We start from the raw sequence: 18370 nt of genomic DNA on the forward strand, positions 1-18370 counted from the left end.
ACTGACCGGCCGGAGGGTGCGGGAGAGGGCGTCAGAGGAGGCCGGCGTCGGCGAGGTGCTTGCCCACCCGCCTGGTCTCCTCCTCGTTCAGCGGGATCTGCGGCACGGCCGTCGTGGGATGGTCGATGACTCCGCGCAGGTGCAGCGCCGCCTTGAAGGCGCCGAGCGCGGACGACCCGCCGCCCATCCTCGGCAGCCCCACCGTCACCAGCTCGAACAGGTTGATCAGCCGCTCCTGCTCATCTTTCGCCGCCGCCCAGTCCCCCGCCCTCGCCGCGGCGAACAGGCGCGCGTAGCCGTGCGGGTCCACGTTCCCCAGCCCCGGAACGACCCCGTCGGCGCCCATCCACAGCGCGCAGTCCACGGTGACCTCCGAGCCCGTGAGCACGCTGAAGGACGAAGGCCGCGAAAGGATGAGCGAGCGCAGCCCGCCGTCGTCGCCGCTGGAGTCCTTCACCCCCGCCAGCACCCCTGAGGAGGCCAGCTCCAGCAGCAGGTCGCGGCCGAGCTTGGTGTGCACGGAGACCGGAAGGTCGTAGGCGTAGACCGGCAGTTCCGCCACCTCGGCGATCGTCCGGAAATGGAGGGCGATCTCCGCCGGATGGGTGCGCGCGTAGAACGGCGCGGTGGCCACGATGCCGTCCACGCCAGCCACGACCGCCGCGCGCACGTGGTCGAGCACCCTGAGCGTGGTCATGTCGATCACGCCTGCCAGCACCGGCACCTGTCCCGCCACGTGCCCCACCACGGTGTCCAGCACGGCCCTGCGATGCCCGTCGGGCAGGTAGGCGGCCTCGGAGGAGGAACCGAGCACGAACAGGCCGTCGACGCCGCCGTCCATCAGATGGTCGACCAGCCGGGTCAGCGACGGCCCGTCCACGTCGAAGGAGGGTGTCAAGGGGGTGCACACCGGAGGGATCACGCCGGTCAGCTTCACGAGCTCTCCATCGCTTGGTTGATCAGTTCGACATCGGTGGCCCCTTCGGGCACCGGGTGGTGACAGCGGAACAGGTGCCCGCCCGTGCCTGTCGGCCCGGGCATCGACGACGCGCACCGGGCGTCGGCCTTCCAGCAGCGCGTGCGGAAGGGGCAGCCGCTGGGCGGGCGGGTGGCCGAGGGAACCGCCCCGCCCAGCGGGATCGGGTTGATCGGCGACAGCAGCCCCGGCGTCGCGGAGAACAGCGCGCGCGTGTAGGGGTGCCGTGCCCGATGGGGGACGGCGAGCGCCGGCGTCTCCTCGACGATCCGCCCGAGGTACATGGTGACGACCCTGTCGCTCATCCGCCTGACGGTCTGGATGTCGTGCGAGACGAAGACCATCGCCAGGCCGAACCTTTCCTTCAGGTCCAGCAGCAGGTTGAGGATCTGGGCGCGGACCGAGACGTCGAGCGCGCTTGTGGGCTCGTCGGCGATCAGGAGGGCCGGTTCGAGGGCGAGCGCCCTGGCGATGGCCACCCGCTGCCGCTGCCCTCCCGACAGCTGGCCCGGCAGGAGGTCGGCGCTGGAGGCGGGCAGGCCGACCAGGTCGAGCAGCTCGGCGACCCTGGCGTCCCTGCCTGGCCGTCCGTGGACGGTGAGTGGGTCGCGCAGGATCTGCCTGATCGGCAGCCGCCTGTTGAGCGCGGTCGAGGGGTCCTGGAAGACCATGCCGACGCTGGCGCCGAGCAGCGGGCGGCGGCGCGACTCGGGCATCGCCCACACGTCCTGCCCGCGGAAGGAGAGCGTGCCCGAGGTCGGCCGCTGCAGGCCGACCAGCACCTTGGCCAGCGTGGACTTGCCGCACCCCGACTCCCCCACCACGCCGACGGTCTCCCCCGCCGCCACGGTCAGGTCGGCGCCGGTGAGCGCGTGGACCCGGTCGCGGGAGAACAGCCCGCCCGTGCGGGCTCTGTGCACCACGTGCACGTCGGTCAGGGAGATCATGCGGGTACCTCCACCTTCGCGGGATGGTGGCAGGCCACCCCTTCGAGGAGCGCGGGAGCGTCGGTGTGGCACACCTCGGTGGCCATCGGGCAGCGGTCGGCGAACCTGCACCCCACGGGGAAGTCGGCGGGCGAGGGGACGACGCCGCGGATCTGGGTGAGCCGCTCGGCCCCCGCCTCCAGCGACAGGACCGAGCCCAGCAGGCCGCGCGCGTAGTGGTGGCGTGGGTTGCCGACGAGCGCGGCCGTGGGGCCGGTCTCGACGATCTGCCCGCCGTACATGACGGCGACCCTGTCGGTGACGTCGGCGACCAGCGCGAGGTCGTGGGAGACCAGCACGAGCGCGAAGCCCAGCTCGGCGCGCAGGCGCAGCAGCAGCTCGATCACCTGTGCCTGGACGGTGACGTCGAGGGCGGTGGTCGGCTCGTCGGCGATGATCAGCTTGGGGTCGCGGGAGAGCGCCATCGCGATCAGCACCCGCTGGCGCTGGCCCCCCGACAGCTCGTGCGGGTAGGCCGACAGCGTGCGCGGCGGGTCGAGCCCGACGAGTTCGAGCAGCTCGGCGGGGCTGCGGGTGCCGCCCCGCCGCACGACCTGCTTGAGCTGGGACCTGATGGTCATCGCGGGGTTGAGCGAGGAGAGCGCGTCCTGGTAGATCATCGCCATCTCGTGGCCCATGAGCCGCCGCCTGGCGCCTCTGGAGAGCGTCAGCAGGTCGCGGCCCTCGAACAGCAGCGTTCCGCCGACCTTCGCCTCGCGCGGCTGCAGGCCCATGATGGTCAGCGCGGTCAGGGACTTGCCGCAGCCCGACTCACCGACCAGGCCGAGCACCTCGCCTGGCCGTACCTCCAGCGAGATGCCGTCGACGATGTCGACCTCGTCGAAGGTGATCCTCAGCCCGGCGACCCGGAGGATCGGCTCGCCGGTCGGCAGCGGTCGGGCCCGTTCGGCCAGACGCCTGGCCGCCTCGGCCAGGCCGGGCAGCGCGGTGAGCTCGCCAGGGGCGGCCTGCTCGAACGCCTTCCTCGTGGACGGCCGCGCGCGGGCGGCAGGAGCGGCCCACGCGTCCGAGACGCCCTCGGAGAGGATGTTGAGCGCGAGCACGGTCAGGAGGATCAGCAGCCCGGGGAAGACCGTCGCCCACCAGCCGCCGAGCAGCACGAGGTTCTTGCCGTCGGCGATGACGCTGCCCCACGAGGGGTTGGGCGGGCGCACGCCCGCTCCGATGAACGACAGCGACGCCTCGAAGACGATCGCGTCGGCGACCATGACCGTGCAGAACACCAGCACGGGCGCGGCGCAGTTGACCGCGACGTGCCTGATCAGGATGTACGGCGTGCGCGCCCCGATGATCCGCTCGGCCGCGACGTAGTCCTCGCCGTACTGGGCGAGCACGTTGGCCCGCACCACCCTGGCCACCGACGGCATGTACAGGAAGGCGATCGCCATCACCAGCACGGGGACGCTGCCACCGAAGACCGCCACCAGGACCGCGGCCAGCGCGATGCCGGGGAAGGCCATGATCACGTCGAGGATCCGCATCACGGTCTCGTCGACGGCCTTGCGGGAGGTGGCGGCGAAGGCTCCGATGATCGCCCCCGCCACCAGGGCCAGGGCGGTCGCGCCCAGCCCGATGAGGAGCGACCAGCGCGCGCCGTGCAGAAGCCTGGACAGGATGTCGCGGTTGGCGCTGTCGAGGCCCATCCAGTGCGCCGCCGAGGGCCCGCCTCCCGCGGCCTGCTGGAAGTACGGCGAGTGCGGCGCCAGCCAGGGCGCGAGCACCGCGGCCAGGACGACCAGTGCGAGCACGCCCAGGGCGGCCCACGACAGCGGTGAGAGCCTGCGGAAGGCGACGCCGGGGCGGGACAGCCGTTCGGTGAGTCCGTTTCTCATCAGCCCGCGCTCCTGAGCCTGGGGTTGACCAGCAGGTAGAGGACGTCCACGGCCAGGTTGACGACCATGAAGCCGACCGCGATGGTCAGCACGACGCCCTGGACGACCGCGGGGTCTCCGTCGCGCACCGCGTTGATCATGAGCTGGCCCATGCCGGGCAGGCCGTAGATCTGCTCGATGACCACCGCGCCGCCGATCAGGTAGCCGATGCGCAGGCCGAGCACGGTCAACGGGTTGATCAGCGCGTTGCGCAGCACGTTGCGGCCGACGACCACGACGGGAGGCAGGCCGCTGCCGATCGCGGTGCGCACGTAGTCGCGGTCGAGCTCCTCCACCATCGAGGTGCGGATGATCCTGGTCAGCTGGGCGGCCACCGGCAGCGACAGCGACAGGGCGGGCAGCGTCATCGAGCGCAGCCATCCCGGCAGGGAGTCGGCGGGGTTGATGTAACCGCCGGTCGGGAAGAGGCCCTCCCCCACCGACAGCCACTGGATCATCAGCAGCGCCAGCCAGAAGGCGGGGGCGGCCACGCCGATCAGCGACACCATGCGGATGACCTGGTCGGGCCAGCGGTCGCGGAACAGCGCGCCGGTGACGCCGAAGACCAGCGCGAGCACGATCGCGACGCCGAGACCGAGGAAGGTGAGCTGCAGGGTGAGCGGCAGCGCGGTGACGACCGACTCCAGCACCGGCTTCTTGGTGAGCACGCTGGTGCCGAGGTCGCCCTGGACCAGGTCGCCGACGAAGCGCACGTAGCGCAGCGGCAGCGGGTCGAGCAGGCCGTTCTCCAGTTGGAACTGGCGGATCTGCTCGGCGGTCGGGTTGGCGCCCTGGAAGTAGGCGTACTCCGGCTTGTTGTTGGAGAAGCGCATCACGACGAAGACGAACGCGATCACGCCGAGCAGCAGCGGGATCAGGATGAGGACGCGCCGCGCCAGCATCCGCAGGACGACGGTCATGCCCGCCTGGCCTGCAGCAGGCTGATGCCGGGGTAGGCCTGCGCCCTGATGCCCGAGAGCTTCTTCGGGTCCCACGCGGTCATGAGCTCGGTGTGGACGACCGGGTAGAGCACGGCCTGCTCGGCGATGACGTCGAGGTAGGAGTGGATCAGTTCGCGCCGCTTGGCCTGGTCGAGCTCCCTCGTCGCCTGGTCCATGAGCGCGAACAGCTTCTTGGCGTCGTCGCTCTCGGCCCACTTGGTGTACTTCATCCACACGCCGCCTGGCACGTAGTTGTAGTGCAGGATCAGGTCGGCGTCCATGCCGAACTGGTTGGGGTTGGACGCTGCGGCGACGACCTGGTAGTCCTGCGACTGGTCCATCTTGGTGAAGACGGCCGTGGTCTCCTGCGGCTCCAGGGTGGTCTTGACGCCGATGGCCTCCCACGAGGCGGCGATGGTCGGCAGGCAGTCGACGATCCAGCTCACGTTGACCGACATCAGGTTGATCGACAGGTCCTTCACGCCCGCCTCCGCCAGCAGCGCCTTGGCCTTGGCGGGGTCGTGGTCGTAGACGGTGGCGGCCCGCCGGTGGTCGGGGTGCTGCTCGTTGAGGAAGGAGCTGGAGGCGCTGCCGTGACCCTTGAGCGCCACCTCGATCATCTTGCGTTTGTCGATGGCGTAGTGGAGCGCCTGCCGTACGCGGACGTCGTCGAAGGGTTTGGTGGCGGTGTTGAACATCAGGAACATGTGGTTCATGCCCTTGCCGCCCTCGACGGTCAGGCCCTGCTGCCTGAGCTGCTCGATGTTGGCGTAGGGGACGTTGTCGGCGATCTGCGCCTCCGCCGACGAGCCCGAGATCTTGGCGACCCTGGCCGAGGCGTCGACGATGGTCAGCCAGTTCATCTTCTTGGCCGTGGCGGGCCTGGGCCCGTTGTATCCGGCGTAGGCCTCGAAGGTGGTGTTCGACTTCGGGTTGTGCGCGGTCTGCCGGTAGGGCCCCGAGCCGACGGCCTTGCCGCCCTTGGCGGCGTCCCACGCTCCCGGCTGGGAGAAGACGTGCTTCGGCATGATCTTGGCGATCGACAGTCTCGGCGCCGCGTCGGGGAAGGGGAACTTGAAGACCAGCTCGACCGTGCGGTCGTCGACCTTCTTCACCTCCTCAAGGAACGGCCTGAAGAACGAGCCGGTCAGCACGTTGGCCTCGGGGTCGAGGATGCGCTGGAAGGTGAAGACCACGTCGTCGGCCGTGACGGGCTTCCCGTCGTGCCAGGTGGCGCCCTGTCTGAGGGTGAAGGTCCAGCGCGTGGCGTTCACGTCGGACGGCAGCGCGGTCGCCAGCGCGGGATAGGGCTCCCTGGTGATCGGATCGGTCTCCAGCAGGCCCTCGTAGATGTGGTTGTTGGCGGCCATGGCGAAGGCGGAGGCCGTCTGCGTGGGGTCCCAGCTGCCGTCGTTGCCGTAACCGATGACGGCGGTGATCAGGTCGGTGTCGGAGCCCGCGCCCACCGATCCCGTCGAGGCGGGACCGCCGGAGCAGGCCGCGACCGTGGTCGCGATGAACGCCGCGGCGCCGGTCGCCCCGCTGTAGCGAAGGAAGTCGCGACGGCTCAACCTGGACATGGGCGTCTCCTCTCCTAGGACGTGGGACGTCCTACCAATAAGGTAAAGTGGAGGTTAGGCTCCATGAAGGTTCCGGTCAAGAGAAGGTTTCGCCAATGTTTCCTAGGATGCACGCGTGAGACTGAGCCGCGCGGTCGAGGTCCAGCAGGCCGTCAAGGAGATCATCCTGAGCCGCAGGCTCGCGGCGGGCGATCCGCTGCCCACCGAGACCGAGCTCATGGAGGAGCTGGGCGCCAGCCGCAACTCCGTGCGTGAGGCGCTCAAGGCGCTGCAGGCGGTCGGCATCGTCGACATCCGCCATGGCTTCGGCATGTTCGTGGGCCGCATGTCGCTCAACGGCCTGGTCGACGAGCTCGCCTTCCACAGCCGCATCAGGATGCACGACGACGGCCCGCGCCAGCTCGGTCATCTCGTCGAGATCCGCGAGGTGCTCGAGGCCGGGCTGGTCGAGCGCCTCATCGACCTCGGCGGCGAGGCCGACCTGTCTCCCGTGGCCGAGGTGATGGCGAGGATGAGCGCCGAGGCCGAGGTGGGGATCATCTCCCCCGAGACCGACAGACTCTTCCACGACGTGCTCTACAGGCCGCTGGGCAATCCGCTGGTGGGGCAGCTGCTCGGCGCGTTCTGGGACGTCTACCACCAGCTGCGCGACCATCTGGGCGCGCCGGACGAGTCGCCCGCCGACCTGGCCAGGCGTCACCGCGACATCTACACCGCGGTCGCGGCGGGCGACAGGGCGGCGGCGGTGGCGGCCGTCCACGCCCACTTCGAGGGTGTCCGCAACCGCCTGGCCAGGCTCACCTAGCCAAGCCCGCGCGCATCACACCCGCGCGGATGCAGCCTGCGCGTAGACGGGCCTCAGCCTGGCGGCGATGAGGCGGTGGGCCGCGATCAGCCTCGCCCTGTCATCGGCGCCCCGCACCTGGGCGGCGAGCCGGGCGACCAGGGGGTGGCCCCAGTCGAGGATGGGGGTGGCCTCGAGGGTCTTCACCCCTCGATTGTCCTACGATCGCAGGTAGCATGAGCCCATGGTGCGCGCTCTGGGTGACCTCGAATCCACGATCATGGACAGGATGTGGTCCTACCGCCGCCCCGCCTCCGTGCGTGACGTGCTCGAAGACCTGAGGCGCGAGCGCGAGATCGCCTACACCACGGTCATGACGGTGATGGACAAGCTCCACAAGAAGGGCCTGCTGCGCCGTCACCCCGTTGGCAAGGCCTACGTCTACGAGACCGTCAGCAGCAAGGAGGCCTACACCGCGGGCCTCATGCGCGAGACGCTGGCCAGCGGCGGCAACCAGGCCGCCACGCTCGTCCACTTCCTCGAGCGGCTGAGCCCCGAGGAGGCCGCCGCCCTGGAGTCGGCGCTGCGCGTCTACCCGCCGAAGGGCCGTCAGGAGTGACCGACGCCCTCATCCTCGCCGTCTACACCGTCGCCGCCTGCGCGCTGCTGGCGCGCCCGCTGTCGGCGGCGCGCTGGGCCGAGCGGGCGCCGCGGCTCGCGATCGCCATGTGGCTGTCGGCCTGCGCCTCCGTCGTCGGCTCCGCGCTGCTGGCCGTGCTGACCGCCACCGTGCCCGCCGACGCCGTCGGCCACGGGCTCGCCCGCCTGTTCGAGCTGTGCACCATGATGCTGGCCGAAGGGCCGGGGGCGTCCGCGTGGGCGGCGCTCGGCGTCTGCGCGATCACGCTGTCGCGGCTGGCGGCGAGCCTCGCCGCGGTGCTGGTGCGGGCCAGGAGGGAGCGGGGCAGGCACGCCGCGATGCTCGCCCTGCTGGGCCGTCCCGACAGGGCGCTGGGCGCGATCGTCGTCGACTACGCCGAGCCGCTGGTCTACTGCCTGCCGGGGCGCGCCGCCAAGACCGTGATCACCACCGCGGCGCTCCGCTCGCTCAGCACGTCCCAGGTGGCGGCGGTGCTGGCGCACGAACGGGCGCACGTGCGCGGCAGGCACCATCTGGTGCTGGCGGCCGGGGAGGCGTTCGCCAGGGCCTTCCCCTTCGTCCCGCTGTTCGACGTGGCCAGGCGGGAGGTGGCGCGCCTGATCGAGTTGCGCGCCGACGACGTGGCCGCCCGCCGCCATCCGCGCGCGCAGATCGCCGCCGCGCTGGTGGGCCTGGCCACGGGGCGGGTGCCCGCGTTCGTGATGGGCGCCGGCGGCCAGAGCGCGCTCACCAGGGTGCGCCGCATGCTGCGCCCCGCGGCGCCCCTGGCCAGGGGCGAGCGGCTGGCGGGCCTGGCCACCGTGGCGCTGCTGCTCGGCGGGCCCGCCGTCGTGGCCGCCGCGCCCGCGATGAGCGCGTTCATCGCCCACCACTGTCACGCGCTCTCCCTGCTGTGAACTACGATCCTTCGTCGTAGCTCCGTCTCGACGAAGGATTCACATGCACGACGTGTTCGCCAGGCTCGACGCCTTCGGCGAGCGTTACCGGCTCGAGCGCGGCCTGATCCCCCACGACGACTGGATCGACTGCTCGCGCCTGCTCGACCCCGGCTCGCCTGAGCTCACCCGCGTCCTGGAGGCGGAGCGGCACGCCAGCGGCCAGGTCTCCGACCACGCCACCGCGCTGACCGTCATCGCCGTCTACGCCGGCAGGGTCACCACGGCGGCGCTGCTGGCGTGGGCGCTGGAGGGCGTGCTCCTGGACATGCGCCCCTCGAACGTCGCCATCCGCCTGTCGGAGCACCACGGGTTCGAGGCGGTGGGCCTGCGGCAGCCGTCCGCCGTCGAGGGTCCGGTGGAGACGCTGGTCGCGTGGGTGCTGGAGGAGCACCTGCTGCCGCTGGCCGACGCGCTGCGCTCGCGCACGAGGGCGGGGCTGCGGCAGCTCCACGGCGGCATCGCGTACGGCTGCGCGGCGGCGTTCTGCTCGGCCAGCCTGCGCGGCGGCGACGTCGACCTGCTGGAGGCGGCCTACCACCGGTTCATGGCGGCGGCGGGCGGCGGGCTCGACCGGCTCGGCACGGTGGTGCGGCTGAGAGAGGGCGCGCGTGAGGGCCTGTTCTACCTGCGCGACACCTGCTGCCTCTACTACACCTCGGCCGAGAAGACGCTGTGCGCCAGCTGCTGCCTGGACACCAGCCAGGACAGGATCGCCGCCTACCGGGCGGTGCTGAGCGATCTGAGCCGATAGGGCCCCGGTCGGCGAGCCTGTCCAGCGGCGCGGGCTCGGCCACCACGCCGAGCACGGCGCCGCTGAAGACCTTCTCGCGCCTGCCGCGCCACACCTAGGTCTCGGCCACCGCTCTCCGTGACGTCGGCCGAGACCCCGCCCCGGTACGGTCCCGGGACGGGGCAGATGATCCGTGGACGCCGGCGGGTCAGGCCGCGGGACGGGTCATCGGTTCAGGCCGCGCCTGCCGTACACCCCGGCGGTGACGAGGACGGCGACGGCGGCGACGATCACCTGCAGGACCAGCTCCATCCAGTCGACGCCGCGGGTCTCGGCGAGGCCGAAGGCGCCGGCGATGGCGGTGCCGACGAAGGCGGCCACGATGCCGACCACGATGGTCAGCCAGATCGGGATGTTCTGGCGTCCTGGTACGACCAGGCGGCCGAGCGCGCCGATGATGGCGCCGATAACGATGGCGGTGATGATGCCCGTAACCGTCATGTGCGGCTCCTTACTCAGCTCCGAATGGGGGGTGAAGCTGATCGCCGTGTGCCCGGCAGGAGCGGATGCACACCTCATCGCCGCCATTCGGTATCCACGCCGGCGGCGTTGCGCCGGCCGGACCGGACGGCCGGCACCTGTCCACCGAGGTCGCCCCCCGGCCCCCGAGCAGCCCGCCGCCATCACGGGCGCCAGGAGCACGGGCACTGAGCGCATGCGGCGAATGTACTCCGGTCAGCGGACGACGGTCGGCGATGAGGCGTTCGCGACCAGCAGGCGGGGGGCGCCCGTGCCGTCGGCGGGCACCGCCCACACGTCGGGGCCCTTGGCGTACATGACGGTGCGGTCGTCGAGCCAGGCGGCCTGGTCGTCCACGTGGGCCGGCTCGGCGAGCGGGGTCTCCTTCATGCTCGCCAGGTCAAGGCCGTGCAGCCGCCACCGCCCTCCCGGCATGAGCTTCTTGAACACCAGCCGCCTGCCGTCCGGGGAGAGCGAGGGGCACTCGGCGTTCTCGCGCAGCACCCGCGCCTGCCACCTGCCGTAGTCGCCCTCCACGAGATAGGTTCTGCCCCGGGTGGAGACGGTGGCGTAGAAGCGGTTGTCGTCGCCGGCGAAGGTGACGCCCCAGTAGTTGACGTCGGCCGAGTGGTAGCGGCGGCCGTCCTTGGTCAGCGGGATCTCCTCCATGTTGGTGATCGCGTAACCGGTGCGGTTGTCGAGAATGCCGGTCCAGGTGGAGAAGCCGCCCTTGTTGTAGGAGTCGCCGGTCACGAAGACCGTCCACGAGATCATCCGCCCCGTGGGCGAGACCCTGGCGCGGCTCGGGATCCCCGCGATGTGCAGGCGCCTGGTCTGCTTCATGGTCCTGTCGACCACGACAGCGTAGGTCTTGGCGACCTCGGTGACCAGGCAGACCCCCGTTCCCGCCGCGGTGGCGAACCGCTCGCACCGGGTACGGCTGCCGCGCACGAAGCCGCTCGCGTGGTCCCTCACCACGATCTGGCCCGGCCTGGCCAGGTCGAAGGCGGCCTCCTGCGCGGGGGCCACCCTGGCGGCGCGCACCGCGTAGAACAGCGCGCCACCGCCCAGCACGAGCAGCGTGACGGCGAGGATCAGCGCCTTCCTCATCGGACCACCTTCCAGAATGCGAGGCAGGCCACGATGCCCGCGCCCATCACGACCAGCCCCGGCACGGGGCCGAAGAACGTCCACGCGGCGCCGTACATGATCGAGCAGAGCATGCGGGCGACGGCCTGCCCGGTCTGCAGCAGCGCCAGCCCGCTGGTGCGCAGGTGCGCGGGCAGCAGCGGGCCCGCGGCGGCCATCAGCACGCCGTCGGTGGCGGCGTAGAAGAACCCGAAGACGCCCAGGACCAGCCAGTACGGCGCGCCGCCACCGAGGAGCGCGTAGACGCAGACCAGCGCGACGTGGCCGAGCATGAACACGGGCACGCGCCCCCACCTGTCGGCCAGCCGCCCGACAGGTACGGCCAGCAGCAGGTAGACGGCGGCCGTGCCGAGCGGCAGAAGGGGGAAGTGCTCGGGCGCGATGCCCGTGCCCTTCTGCAGCAGCAGGTAGACGAAGGGGTCGCTGACCGTGACCAGGCCGAGCCCTGCGGCCAGCAGGCAGATCCCGCGGAAGCGGGGCTCGCGCAGCAGCGCCAGCGTGACCCGCGGGCGCACGGCGGGAACAGGCACGACGACCGGCGGCTGCTCCCTGACGTAGAGGACCAGCAGCACGACACCGAGGACGGCGATCGCGAAGCTGACCACGAACACCACGTCGTAGGCGCCGGTCGCGCCCAGCACCGCGAAGGCGGCCAGCGGCCCGAGGAAGGCGCCGACGGTGTCCATCGCCCGGTGGACGCCGAAGGCCTGGCCCTGCGTATCGGGCGAGGCGCTGAGCGAGATCAGCGCGTCGCGGGGCGCGGTGCGCAGGCCCTTGCCCGTCCTGTCGGCGGCGACCACGGCGCCGAGCAGCCCGACCGAGCCGCCCGCCGCCATCAGGCCGAGCTTGCACACCGCCGACAGCGCGTAGCCGAGCCCCGCGACCAGCTTGCGGCGCTGCCAGCGGTCGGCGGCGTGCCCCGCGGCCAGCCGTACCACCGCGGTGACCCCGAAGTAGAGCCCGTCGAGCAGGCCGTAGGCCAGCGGGCTGAGCCCCAGCACGAGGACCGCGTAGTACGGCAGGACCGCGGTGACCATCTCCGAGGAGATGTCGGTGACCAGGCTGACCATGCCCAGTGCCAGCACGTTGGCCGGCACGGCCATGGTCAGCCCGCGATACCGGAATCCCGAGATGTACATCAATCAGTGGCAGGTGTAGGTCGGGCTGGTGTCCTTGACCGCGCCGTCGACGCCGATCAGCTGCCAGGAGAAGGTGCTCTCACCGAGGCTGAGCTTCACCACGCCGAAGGTCCCCGACAGCCGCTTCTGGCTGTTGGGCTGCACGTTCTCGATGTTGTACGGCGGAGCGCCGCCCATCCCGCCGAGGATCTCGACGATCCCGTTCGGGTCGGCCTGCGCGCTGGGGTTCTGCGGCCCGAAGCGCTCGTAGTGGTGGTCGTGGCCGTTGAGCACGAGGTCGGCCCGCTTGTCGTAGAGGGCCTGCCAGACCGGCCTGCTGACGGGGTCGTTGCCGTGCTCGCCCGAGCTGAACAGCGGGTGGTGCCAGTAGGCGGCCACGCAGCGCTTGGTGTTCGCGGCCAGGTCGGCCTTCAGCCAGTTGATCTGCGCGCTCTGGTCGAAGGCGTTGGAGTCGAGGGCGACGAAGTGCCAGTTGCCGTGGTCGTAGCTGTAGTAGCTCTTGCCGTTGGGGTAGGCGATCGAGCCGAAGTACGACTTGTAGCCCGCCAGCGAGCCCGCCGGGTCGTAGGTCTCGTGGTTGCCGGGCACGGGCCTGGTCTTGCTCTTGAACGAGCCCCACGTCTTGTCGTAGTAGGCGGTGAAGTCCTGCAGCCTGGCGTCGTCGTACTGGTTGTCGCCCATCGTGATGACGAACTCGGGGTTCATCGACTTGACCACGTTGGCGGTCTTGGGGTGCATGCACGAGCTCGAACTGGCGGTGCACTGGTCGGCGATGTCGCCGGCGGGCCGCCACCACGAACGAGCCGCCGCCTGTGGCGGGGCCGACCGTGAGCTTGTCCAGGTTCGGACCGCCAGTCGCTGCCGTGGCGGTGGCGCGGACGGTGTTGGCGCCCGCGTTCAGTGTCGCGGTGAGCGTGACGTCGGCCCAGGTGCTCCATGCGCCGGTGCCGGGGAAGTCGCGGTTGACGGTGACGCCGTTGACCGCGACGGCCAGCGGGCGGTTGGCCGTGGTGCCGTTGGCGTAGCGCAGGGTCAGGTTGTGGGCGCCCGCGGTGGCCGCGGTGACCGTCCACTCGACGTAGCCGCCCGCCACGTTGACGTAGTCGACGAAGCCGCTGCCGGTGAAGCCCGCGTGGTTGGCGGCCACGCTCGCCTGGGAGAGGGTGGCGTTCTCGGCCTGGTAGTCGGGGCCGGGGTTGCCCGGGCCGCCCTCGCCGTAGACCTGCATCTCGTACAGGGAGTAGCCGTAGGCGGTGCCGCGGGCGGTGCCGTACATGCGGACGTAGCGGCCCGAGCCCGACACGGTCAGGTCGTCGGTGCCGCCGTCGCCGGTGGAGGTGGAGTAGAGGGTGGTCCACGCGGCCCCGTCGTTGGAGGCCTGGATCTGGTAGGCCTTGCCGTAGGCGGCCTCCCAGGTCAGCTTGACGCGGGTGAGCGGGGTGACGGCGCCAAGGTCGACCTGGAGCCATTCGGGGTCGTGGCCCTCGACCGAGGCCCATCGGGTGGTGGTGAGATCGCCGTCGAAGGCGCTCGCGGCGCCCAGGGTGGCGTCCTCGACGGAGGAGGCGGTCGCCGGCTTGCCCTGGGAGAGCAGGGATTCGGCTGCGGTGGCGGCGGCGGGGCCGACGAGCAGCCCTGCCAGGAGGATGAGGGATAACAGCAGCGCACGCGGCATCGAGGGCTCCAAGGCATGGGGGAACTACTCACGACGCACGGCCGGGGCAGAAAGATCACTGAGCGCGTCACGTCGTCGCCGACGCCGCGCCAAGCCGCTTAATCGGCATCCTGGCAAGCGGTTCGGGCGGCTGTCAAGGAAGTTAGGAAACCTTCCTAACTTGAATCAGCGCAGGCTTCTGACATCCAGCTCGCGCAGCACCCTGTCGACCACCTCAGGGTCGACGCCGGGCTCCTTGCGCGCGGCGAGCACGGCCTGGCGCGAGGCCGACAGCATCTCCTCCTGGACCCGGCGCACCCGTCGTCCGCGCTCGACCCGCTGCGCGACGGCCGCCCGCCGCTCCTCGTCGGCCATGTCGGGGCTGATCCGCACCCCCATGTCGAAGGCCCGTCTGACCAGCAGCTCCCTCACCTCCTCAGGCAGCTCCTCCGCCGCGTCGATCTCCTCGAGGCGGCGCCTGGCCGCGCGGGTGGCGCGGATGGCGAGCTCCCGCTCGAGCGACTTCTCCGCCTCGGTGTCGGCGCGCACGCCGAGCCTGCTCACCAACCAGGGCAGGGTCAGCCCCTGCAGGACGAGCGTGGCGAGGATGACGACGAAGGCGATGAAGACGATCTCGTCGCGAGCGGGGAAGGGCGAGCCGTCCTCGGTCTCGAACGGGATGGCCAGGGCCAGCGCCACCGAGGCCACGCCACGCATGCCCGCCCACCACATGACGATCGTCTCGCGCAGGCTGCCGGGGATCTCGGGGTGGTTGTGCGTCGCCTCGCGGATCTTCCTGGCCGCCCACGCGGCGGGCAGGAGCCAGGCCAGCCGTACGAACACGACCACGGCGACGACCGCGGCGCCCCAGCCGAGCATCTGCCACGCCCGCCCCTCGGAGGTGCCGAAGACGGTGTGCAGCTCGAGCCCGATCAGGCCGAAGGCGATGCCCGTGACGAGCGTGTCGACGATCTCCCAGAACGTCGCTCCCGCGAGCCTGCCGGAGACGTCGTCGGGGTTGGCCGTCCGCTCCGACAGGTGGAACGCCGTGGTCAGCACGGCCAGCACCCCCGAGCCCCGCAGCTGGTCGGCCAGCGCGTAGCTGACGAACGGCACCAGCAGCGACAGGCCGATCTGCAGGGTGGCGTCGGCGACGAAGCCCATGAGCCTGCCGGCCGTCCAGGCGACCGCCACGCCGACCACGACCGCGACCACCGCCGACAGCACCAGCTCCCCCACCGCGCCCGTCCAGGTGAACGTGCCGGTGACGGCGGCGGCGATCGCCACGTGGTACAGCACGATGGCGGTGACGTCGTTGAAGAGCCCCTCGCCCTCCAGGATCGACACCATGCGCCTGGGCAGGCCGAGCCTGCCCGCCACCGCGGTCGCCGCCACCGGGTCGGGCGGGGCGACCAGGGCGCCGAGCGCGGCGGCCGCGGCCAGCGGCAGCCCCGGCACGATGGCGTGCGCCACGGCCGCCACCGCCGCGGTCGTGACGAACACCAGCGCGACGGCCAGCAGGAAGATGGGCTGCCAGTTGGCCGCGAACTGCCGCCACGAGGTCCGCTGCACCGAGGCGTACAGCAGAGGGGGCAGCACCAGCGGCAGCACCAGTTCGGGCGGGACGTCCACGTTCGGCACGAACGGCAGCAGCGCCATGACGATCCCGAACAGCGTCATCAGCACCGGCGCGGGCAGCCCGAGCCGCTCGCCCAGCGGTACGGTCACCACCGCGCCGAGCAACAGCAGGAACAGGAGCACGAGCTGGTCCACGATCCGCAGCCTGGCACAACGGGCTCCGCGTGATCGCCAGGCGGAAACACCCGATCAGGAAACAATCCCTCTTCTTGGGGGAGACATGTCGTCGCGACCGACCGACGCCCTGCGCGATCTTCCCCGGCTCGGACTAGGCCAGACCCTTGCCCGTGCCCAGGCCCCGCAGCAGGGTGTCGACCAGGCGCGTGGCCAGGGTGTCGGCGTCGCCGTCGTGGCTCTGCGCCGCCTCGTGGATCAGCGCGTAGTAGACGCGCCTGGCCCAGTCAGGGTCGACGTCGGCGCGGAGCACTCCTGCGGCCTGGGCGCCGCGGAAGAGCCGGTCGCACCGCGCCTCCACCTCCGCGTGCACCCTGCCCACCTCGGGGTCGGACGACAGCGCCCTGCTCATCGCGAACCCCCAGTCGATCTTCACTCGCAGCACGTTCGCCGTGACCTGGTAGAGCGCGACCAGCGGAGGCGTGGTCTCGGGATGCGCGGCCTCCACGGCCGCGGCGAACTGCTTGGTCGCCCATCCCGCCATCGCGTCGACCAGCGCGTCCCTGGAGGCGAAGCGCCGGTGGACGGTCGTGCGCGCCACCCCCGCGGCCTCGGCGATCTGCTCCATGCTGGCCGCCGGGTTCTTGCTGAGCACCCGCTCGGCCGCCTCCAGGATCGTCCGTACGGTTCGCTCCGCGTCGGACCGCAGCGCACGCGTCGTCTCACTCACACCCCTGATGTTACGTCATCGTGGCCAGTCAATTCGAACTTGCGTCATCGGTGTTGCAAGTTGTACGTTAACGGCATCGACATTGACGCAGCTAAGAGAGGTTTCACGACCATGGATATGCGACTGTCCGGCAAGACCGCCGTCGTCACCGGCGCGAGCAGGGGCCTTGGCCTGGCCATCGTCAAGGCGCTGACCGGCGAGGGGATGCGGGTCGTGGCCGCCGCGCGGACGATCTCACCCGCGCTCGAGGAGAGCGGGGCGAGCGTGGTGGCGGTGGACCTGTCGACCGCGCGGGGGCCCGCCGAGCTGATCGACCAGGCGCTGGCCGAACTGGGCGACATCGATCTGCTGGTCAACAACGTGGGCGGCGGCGACGTGGGCGAGGGCCAGCTCGACGGCTTCCTCGGCTTCGGCGACGAGCAATGGCAGCAGGCCTACGAGCTGAACTTCCTCAGCGCCGTGCGCGCCACGAGGGCCGCCATGCCGAGCCTGCTGCGCCGGCGCGGCTCGGTCGTCACCATCTCCTCCAACGGCGCCCGCATGCCGCACGCGGGACCGATCACCTACACCACCGCCAAGGCGGCGCTGACCGCGTTCGGCAAGGCGCTGGCCGAGGAGTTCGGCCCGCGCGGGGTACGGGTCAACACGATCTCGCCGGGCGCGGCGCGCACCTCGATGTGGGAGGACCCCGACGGCTACGGCGCCGCGCTCGCCGCCTCGCTCGGTCTCGAACACGACCAGCTCCTGGCGGCGCTGCCGTCGAGCACGGGGATGACGACAGGCCGGTTCGTCGAACCGGAGGAGGTCGCCGCACTGGTGACCTACCTGGCCTCACCGCACGCGGGAAGCGTCAACGGCGCCGACTACGTCATCGACGGCGGCGCCATCAAAACGGTCTGAGCCGCGAGAGGCTGCGCGGGGGATGCCGGCCCCCGGGCGCGCCCCACGCCCGCGCGCCCCATGCCCACGCGCCCCGCGCCCCATGCCCACGCGCCCGGCGCCCGGCGCATCCCGGCGACAGAGCCGGCGCCAGGGCCGGCGGCTCTGTCGCCGCTAGCCGCGCAGGCCCGCGAACAGGTCGTCCTCGTGATCGGGTGCGGGGACCTTGCAGACCTTCCGCACGAAGGCCTCCGTGGAGAAGACGCGGTGCTGGGCCTCCTGCGGCATCTGCAGCAGGAAGATGCTGTCGCCCTGGCTGGCGTGCGCGCGCAACGCCTTCACCTTGTGCTCGACGTACGGCGAGACGTCGGCCACCGTGGTGATCAGCTCGTCGGGGGTGCCGAAGTCTTCGGGCAGCTCCAGCTCGTCCATCTCCATGCCCGAGGCCCGCATGTAGTCGAACATCTCCTGGACCCCCTTCCTCGACACGGCCGTGTAGTAGAGCTTGTCGGGGATGCCCGTCGACTCGGTGGCCGCCACCGCGATCCTGTGCGCCTGGATGTGGTCGGGGTGGCCGTAGCCGCCCTTCTCGTCGTAGGTGACCACCACCTGCGGCCTGTAGCGCTCCATCAACTCCGCCAACCTGGCCGCCGCGCGCTCCACCGGCACGTTCCAGAAGGAGTCGGGGTGGGCGTTGCCCTCCCAGCCGTCCATGCCCGAGTCGCGGTAGCCGAGCAGCTCGAGATGCTCGATGCCCAGGTGCGCCACCGACTCGCGCAGCTCGGTCAGCCTGCGCTCGGCGACGGCGGCGTCGTCGTGGGCGGGGTCGCCCGGCTTCACCCCGCCAGGCCCGTCACCCTGCTCACCGTTGGTGCAGGTGACCAGGACGGTCCTGATCCCCTCGGCGGCGTAGCGGGCGAGGATGCCGCCGGTGCCGATCACCTCGTCGTCGGGGTGGGCGTGCACGGCCATCACTGTCAACTGTCGATCCATCCCTGCATTCAACCTCACGACGCCGACATTTCCCCGGCAGGAGGGGTGCGCATTGGGAGTTCCCGCA

18 protein-coding genes and 1 pseudogene are annotated in these 18370 nt (G+C 71.2%); 5 read left to right on the forward strand and 14 right to left on the reverse strand.

What is annotated here, in order from left to right; translation table 11 throughout:
- Positions 1-31 precede the first annotated feature (31 nt).
- From FHR33_RS08175 to FHR33_RS08195, 5 genes are read right to left on the reverse strand one after another with little or no spacing between them, the layout of a single operon-like run.
- Positions 32-937 carry a dihydrodipicolinate synthase family protein gene (locus tag FHR33_RS08175; RefSeq protein WP_312895418.1) on the reverse strand — a complete coding sequence of 302 codons (906 nt, stop codon included), beginning with the start codon at positions 935-937 and terminating at the stop codon, positions 32-34.
- Entirely contained in the window at positions 934-1923 is a 990-nt protein-coding gene (locus FHR33_RS08180) for an oligopeptide/dipeptide ABC transporter ATP-binding protein (RefSeq protein ID WP_183645374.1), read from the reverse strand. The genes FHR33_RS08175 and FHR33_RS08180 overlap by 4 nt, the downstream gene beginning before the upstream one ends.
- A complete protein-coding gene (locus tag FHR33_RS08185) occupies positions 1920-3815 on the reverse strand; it encodes a dipeptide/oligopeptide/nickel ABC transporter permease/ATP-binding protein (RefSeq protein ID WP_183645375.1) in 1896 nt (631 codons plus the stop codon). The genes FHR33_RS08180 and FHR33_RS08185 overlap by 4 nt, the downstream gene beginning before the upstream one ends.
- Positions 3815-4774, reverse strand: a complete 960-nt coding sequence (locus FHR33_RS08190) for an ABC transporter permease (protein ID WP_183645376.1) — start codon at positions 4772-4774, stop codon at positions 3815-3817. The genes FHR33_RS08185 and FHR33_RS08190 overlap by 1 nt, the downstream gene beginning before the upstream one ends.
- Positions 4771-6375, reverse strand: a complete 1605-nt coding sequence (locus FHR33_RS08195; protein WP_183645377.1) for an ABC transporter substrate-binding protein — start codon at positions 6373-6375, stop codon at positions 4771-4773. The genes FHR33_RS08190 and FHR33_RS08195 overlap by 4 nt, the downstream gene beginning before the upstream one ends.
- Before the next feature lie 115 nt (positions 6376-6490).
- On the opposite strand from FHR33_RS08195, the gene FHR33_RS08200 reads away from it, so the two are divergent.
- A complete protein-coding gene (locus tag FHR33_RS08200) occupies positions 6491-7180 on the forward strand; it encodes an FCD domain-containing protein (RefSeq protein ID WP_221241001.1) in 690 nt (229 codons plus the stop codon).
- A gap of 15 nt (positions 7181-7195) precedes the next feature.
- Here the strand turns inward: FHR33_RS08200 and FHR33_RS08205 are convergent, their stop codons facing one another.
- The gene (locus tag FHR33_RS08205; protein ID WP_183645378.1) at positions 7196-7366 is read right to left on the reverse strand and encodes a hypothetical protein; all 171 of its coding nucleotides are present in this window, start codon (positions 7364-7366) and stop codon (positions 7196-7198) included.
- A 37-nt stretch (positions 7367-7403) separates the two neighbouring features.
- Here FHR33_RS08205 and FHR33_RS08210 point away from each other — a divergent pair, with 37 nt between their 5' ends.
- From FHR33_RS08210 to FHR33_RS08220, 3 genes are read left to right on the forward strand one after another with little or no spacing between them, the layout of a single operon-like run.
- Positions 7404-7778, forward strand: a complete 375-nt coding sequence (locus FHR33_RS08210; RefSeq protein ID WP_183645379.1) for a BlaI/MecI/CopY family transcriptional regulator — start codon at positions 7404-7406, stop codon at positions 7776-7778.
- Positions 7775-8716 carry a M56 family metallopeptidase gene (locus tag FHR33_RS52480; protein WP_183645380.1) on the forward strand — a complete coding sequence of 314 codons (942 nt, stop codon included), beginning with the start codon at positions 7775-7777 and terminating at the stop codon, positions 8714-8716. Before FHR33_RS08210 ends, FHR33_RS52480 begins: the two co-directional genes overlap by 4 nt.
- Before the next feature lie 43 nt (positions 8717-8759).
- Positions 8760-9509, forward strand: a complete 750-nt coding sequence (locus tag FHR33_RS08220) for a hypothetical protein (RefSeq protein ID WP_183645381.1) — start codon at positions 8760-8762, stop codon at positions 9507-9509.
- Between the two features lie 204 nt (positions 9510-9713).
- Here the strand turns inward: FHR33_RS08220 and FHR33_RS08225 are convergent, their stop codons facing one another.
- The 7 genes and pseudogenes from FHR33_RS08225 to FHR33_RS08255 all read right to left on the reverse strand — a co-directional run bounded on the left by FHR33_RS08225 (position 9714) and on the right by FHR33_RS08255 (position 16431).
- Positions 9714-9989: a GlsB/YeaQ/YmgE family stress response membrane protein gene (locus FHR33_RS08225; RefSeq protein ID WP_183645382.1), complete on the reverse strand. Its 276-nt coding sequence runs from the start codon at positions 9987-9989 to the stop codon at positions 9714-9716.
- Positions 9990-10223: 234 nt separating this feature from the next.
- Positions 10224-11117 carry a PD40 domain-containing protein gene (locus tag FHR33_RS08230; protein ID WP_183645383.1) on the reverse strand — a complete coding sequence of 298 codons (894 nt, stop codon included), beginning with the start codon at positions 11115-11117 and terminating at the stop codon, positions 10224-10226.
- Positions 11114-12295 (reverse strand): MFS transporter, encoded by a 1182-nt coding sequence (locus FHR33_RS08235; RefSeq protein ID WP_183645384.1) that lies wholly within the window; start codon positions 12293-12295, stop codon positions 11114-11116. The genes FHR33_RS08230 and FHR33_RS08235 overlap by 4 nt, the downstream gene beginning before the upstream one ends.
- Positions 12296-12298: 3 nt before the next feature.
- Positions 12299-13033, reverse strand: a complete 735-nt coding sequence (locus FHR33_RS49955; RefSeq protein WP_246451709.1) for a metallophosphoesterase family protein — start codon at positions 13031-13033, stop codon at positions 12299-12301.
- A 100-nt stretch (positions 13034-13133) separates the two neighbouring features.
- Positions 13134-13970, reverse strand: a pseudogene (locus tag FHR33_RS53200) (discoidin domain-containing protein); the annotation flags it as partial.
- A gap of 165 nt (positions 13971-14135) precedes the next feature.
- Complete coding sequence (locus FHR33_RS08250; RefSeq protein WP_183645385.1) at positions 14136-15722, reverse strand: Na+/H+ antiporter; 1587 nt, start codon at positions 15720-15722, stop codon at positions 14136-14138.
- 133 nt (positions 15723-15855) lie between these two features.
- Positions 15856-16431 (reverse strand): TetR/AcrR family transcriptional regulator, encoded by a 576-nt coding sequence (locus tag FHR33_RS08255; RefSeq protein ID WP_312895419.1) that lies wholly within the window; start codon positions 16429-16431, stop codon positions 15856-15858.
- 111 nt (positions 16432-16542) lie between these two features.
- Between FHR33_RS08255 and FHR33_RS08260 the strand changes: the two genes are divergently transcribed.
- Complete coding sequence (locus tag FHR33_RS08260; RefSeq protein WP_183645386.1) at positions 16543-17331, forward strand: SDR family oxidoreductase; 789 nt, start codon at positions 16543-16545, stop codon at positions 17329-17331.
- Between the two features lie 153 nt (positions 17332-17484).
- On the opposite strand, the gene FHR33_RS08265 is transcribed toward FHR33_RS08260, so the two are convergent.
- Positions 17485-18303, reverse strand: coding sequence for a PIG-L family deacetylase (locus FHR33_RS08265; RefSeq protein ID WP_183645387.1), 819 nt, complete (start codon positions 18301-18303; stop codon positions 17485-17487).
- Between the last annotated feature and the right edge of the window lie 67 nt (positions 18304-18370).

This window comes from Nonomuraea dietziae, from assembly GCF_014195505.1.
Classification (GTDB): domain Bacteria; phylum Actinomycetota; class Actinomycetes; order Streptosporangiales; family Streptosporangiaceae; genus Nonomuraea; species Nonomuraea roseola.

What these genes read in the sequence shown, in the direction of transcription:
- FHR33_RS08180 (WP_183645374.1), bottom strand. Translation starts at nt 1,923, where the DNA reads ATGATCTCCCTGACCGACGTGCACGTGGTGCACAGAGCCCGCACGGGC.
- FHR33_RS08185 (WP_183645375.1), bottom strand. Translation starts at nt 3,815, where the DNA reads ATGAGAAACGGACTCACCGAACGGCTGTCCCGCCCCGGCGTCGCCTTC.
- FHR33_RS08190 (WP_183645376.1), bottom strand. Translation starts at nt 4,774, where the DNA reads ATGACCGTCGTCCTGCGGATGCTGGCGCGGCGCGTCCTCATCCTGATC.
- FHR33_RS08195 (WP_183645377.1), bottom strand. Translation starts at nt 6,375, where the DNA reads ATGTCCAGGTTGAGCCGTCGCGACTTCCTTCGCTACAGCGGGGCGACC.
- FHR33_RS08210 (WP_183645379.1), top strand. Translation starts at nt 7,404, where the DNA reads ATGGTGCGCGCTCTGGGTGACCTCGAATCCACGATCATGGACAGGATG.
- FHR33_RS08220 (WP_183645381.1), top strand. Translation starts at nt 8,760, where the DNA reads ATGCACGACGTGTTCGCCAGGCTCGACGCCTTCGGCGAGCGTTACCGG.
- FHR33_RS08225 (WP_183645382.1), bottom strand. Translation starts at nt 9,989, where the DNA reads ATGACGGTTACGGGCATCATCACCGCCATCGTTATCGGCGCCATCATC.
- FHR33_RS08230 (WP_183645383.1), bottom strand. Translation starts at nt 11,117, where the DNA reads ATGAGGAAGGCGCTGATCCTCGCCGTCACGCTGCTCGTGCTGGGCGGT.
- FHR33_RS08235 (WP_183645384.1), bottom strand. Translation starts at nt 12,295, where the DNA reads ATGTACATCTCGGGATTCCGGTATCGCGGGCTGACCATGGCCGTGCCG.
- FHR33_RS49955 (WP_246451709.1), bottom strand. Translation starts at nt 13,033, where the DNA reads ATGCACCCCAAGACCGCCAACGTGGTCAAGTCGATGAACCCCGAGTTC.
- FHR33_RS08260 (WP_183645386.1), top strand. Translation starts at nt 16,543, where the DNA reads ATGGATATGCGACTGTCCGGCAAGACCGCCGTCGTCACCGGCGCGAGC.
- FHR33_RS08265 (WP_183645387.1), bottom strand. Translation starts at nt 18,303, where the DNA reads ATGGATCGACAGTTGACAGTGATGGCCGTGCACGCCCACCCCGACGAC.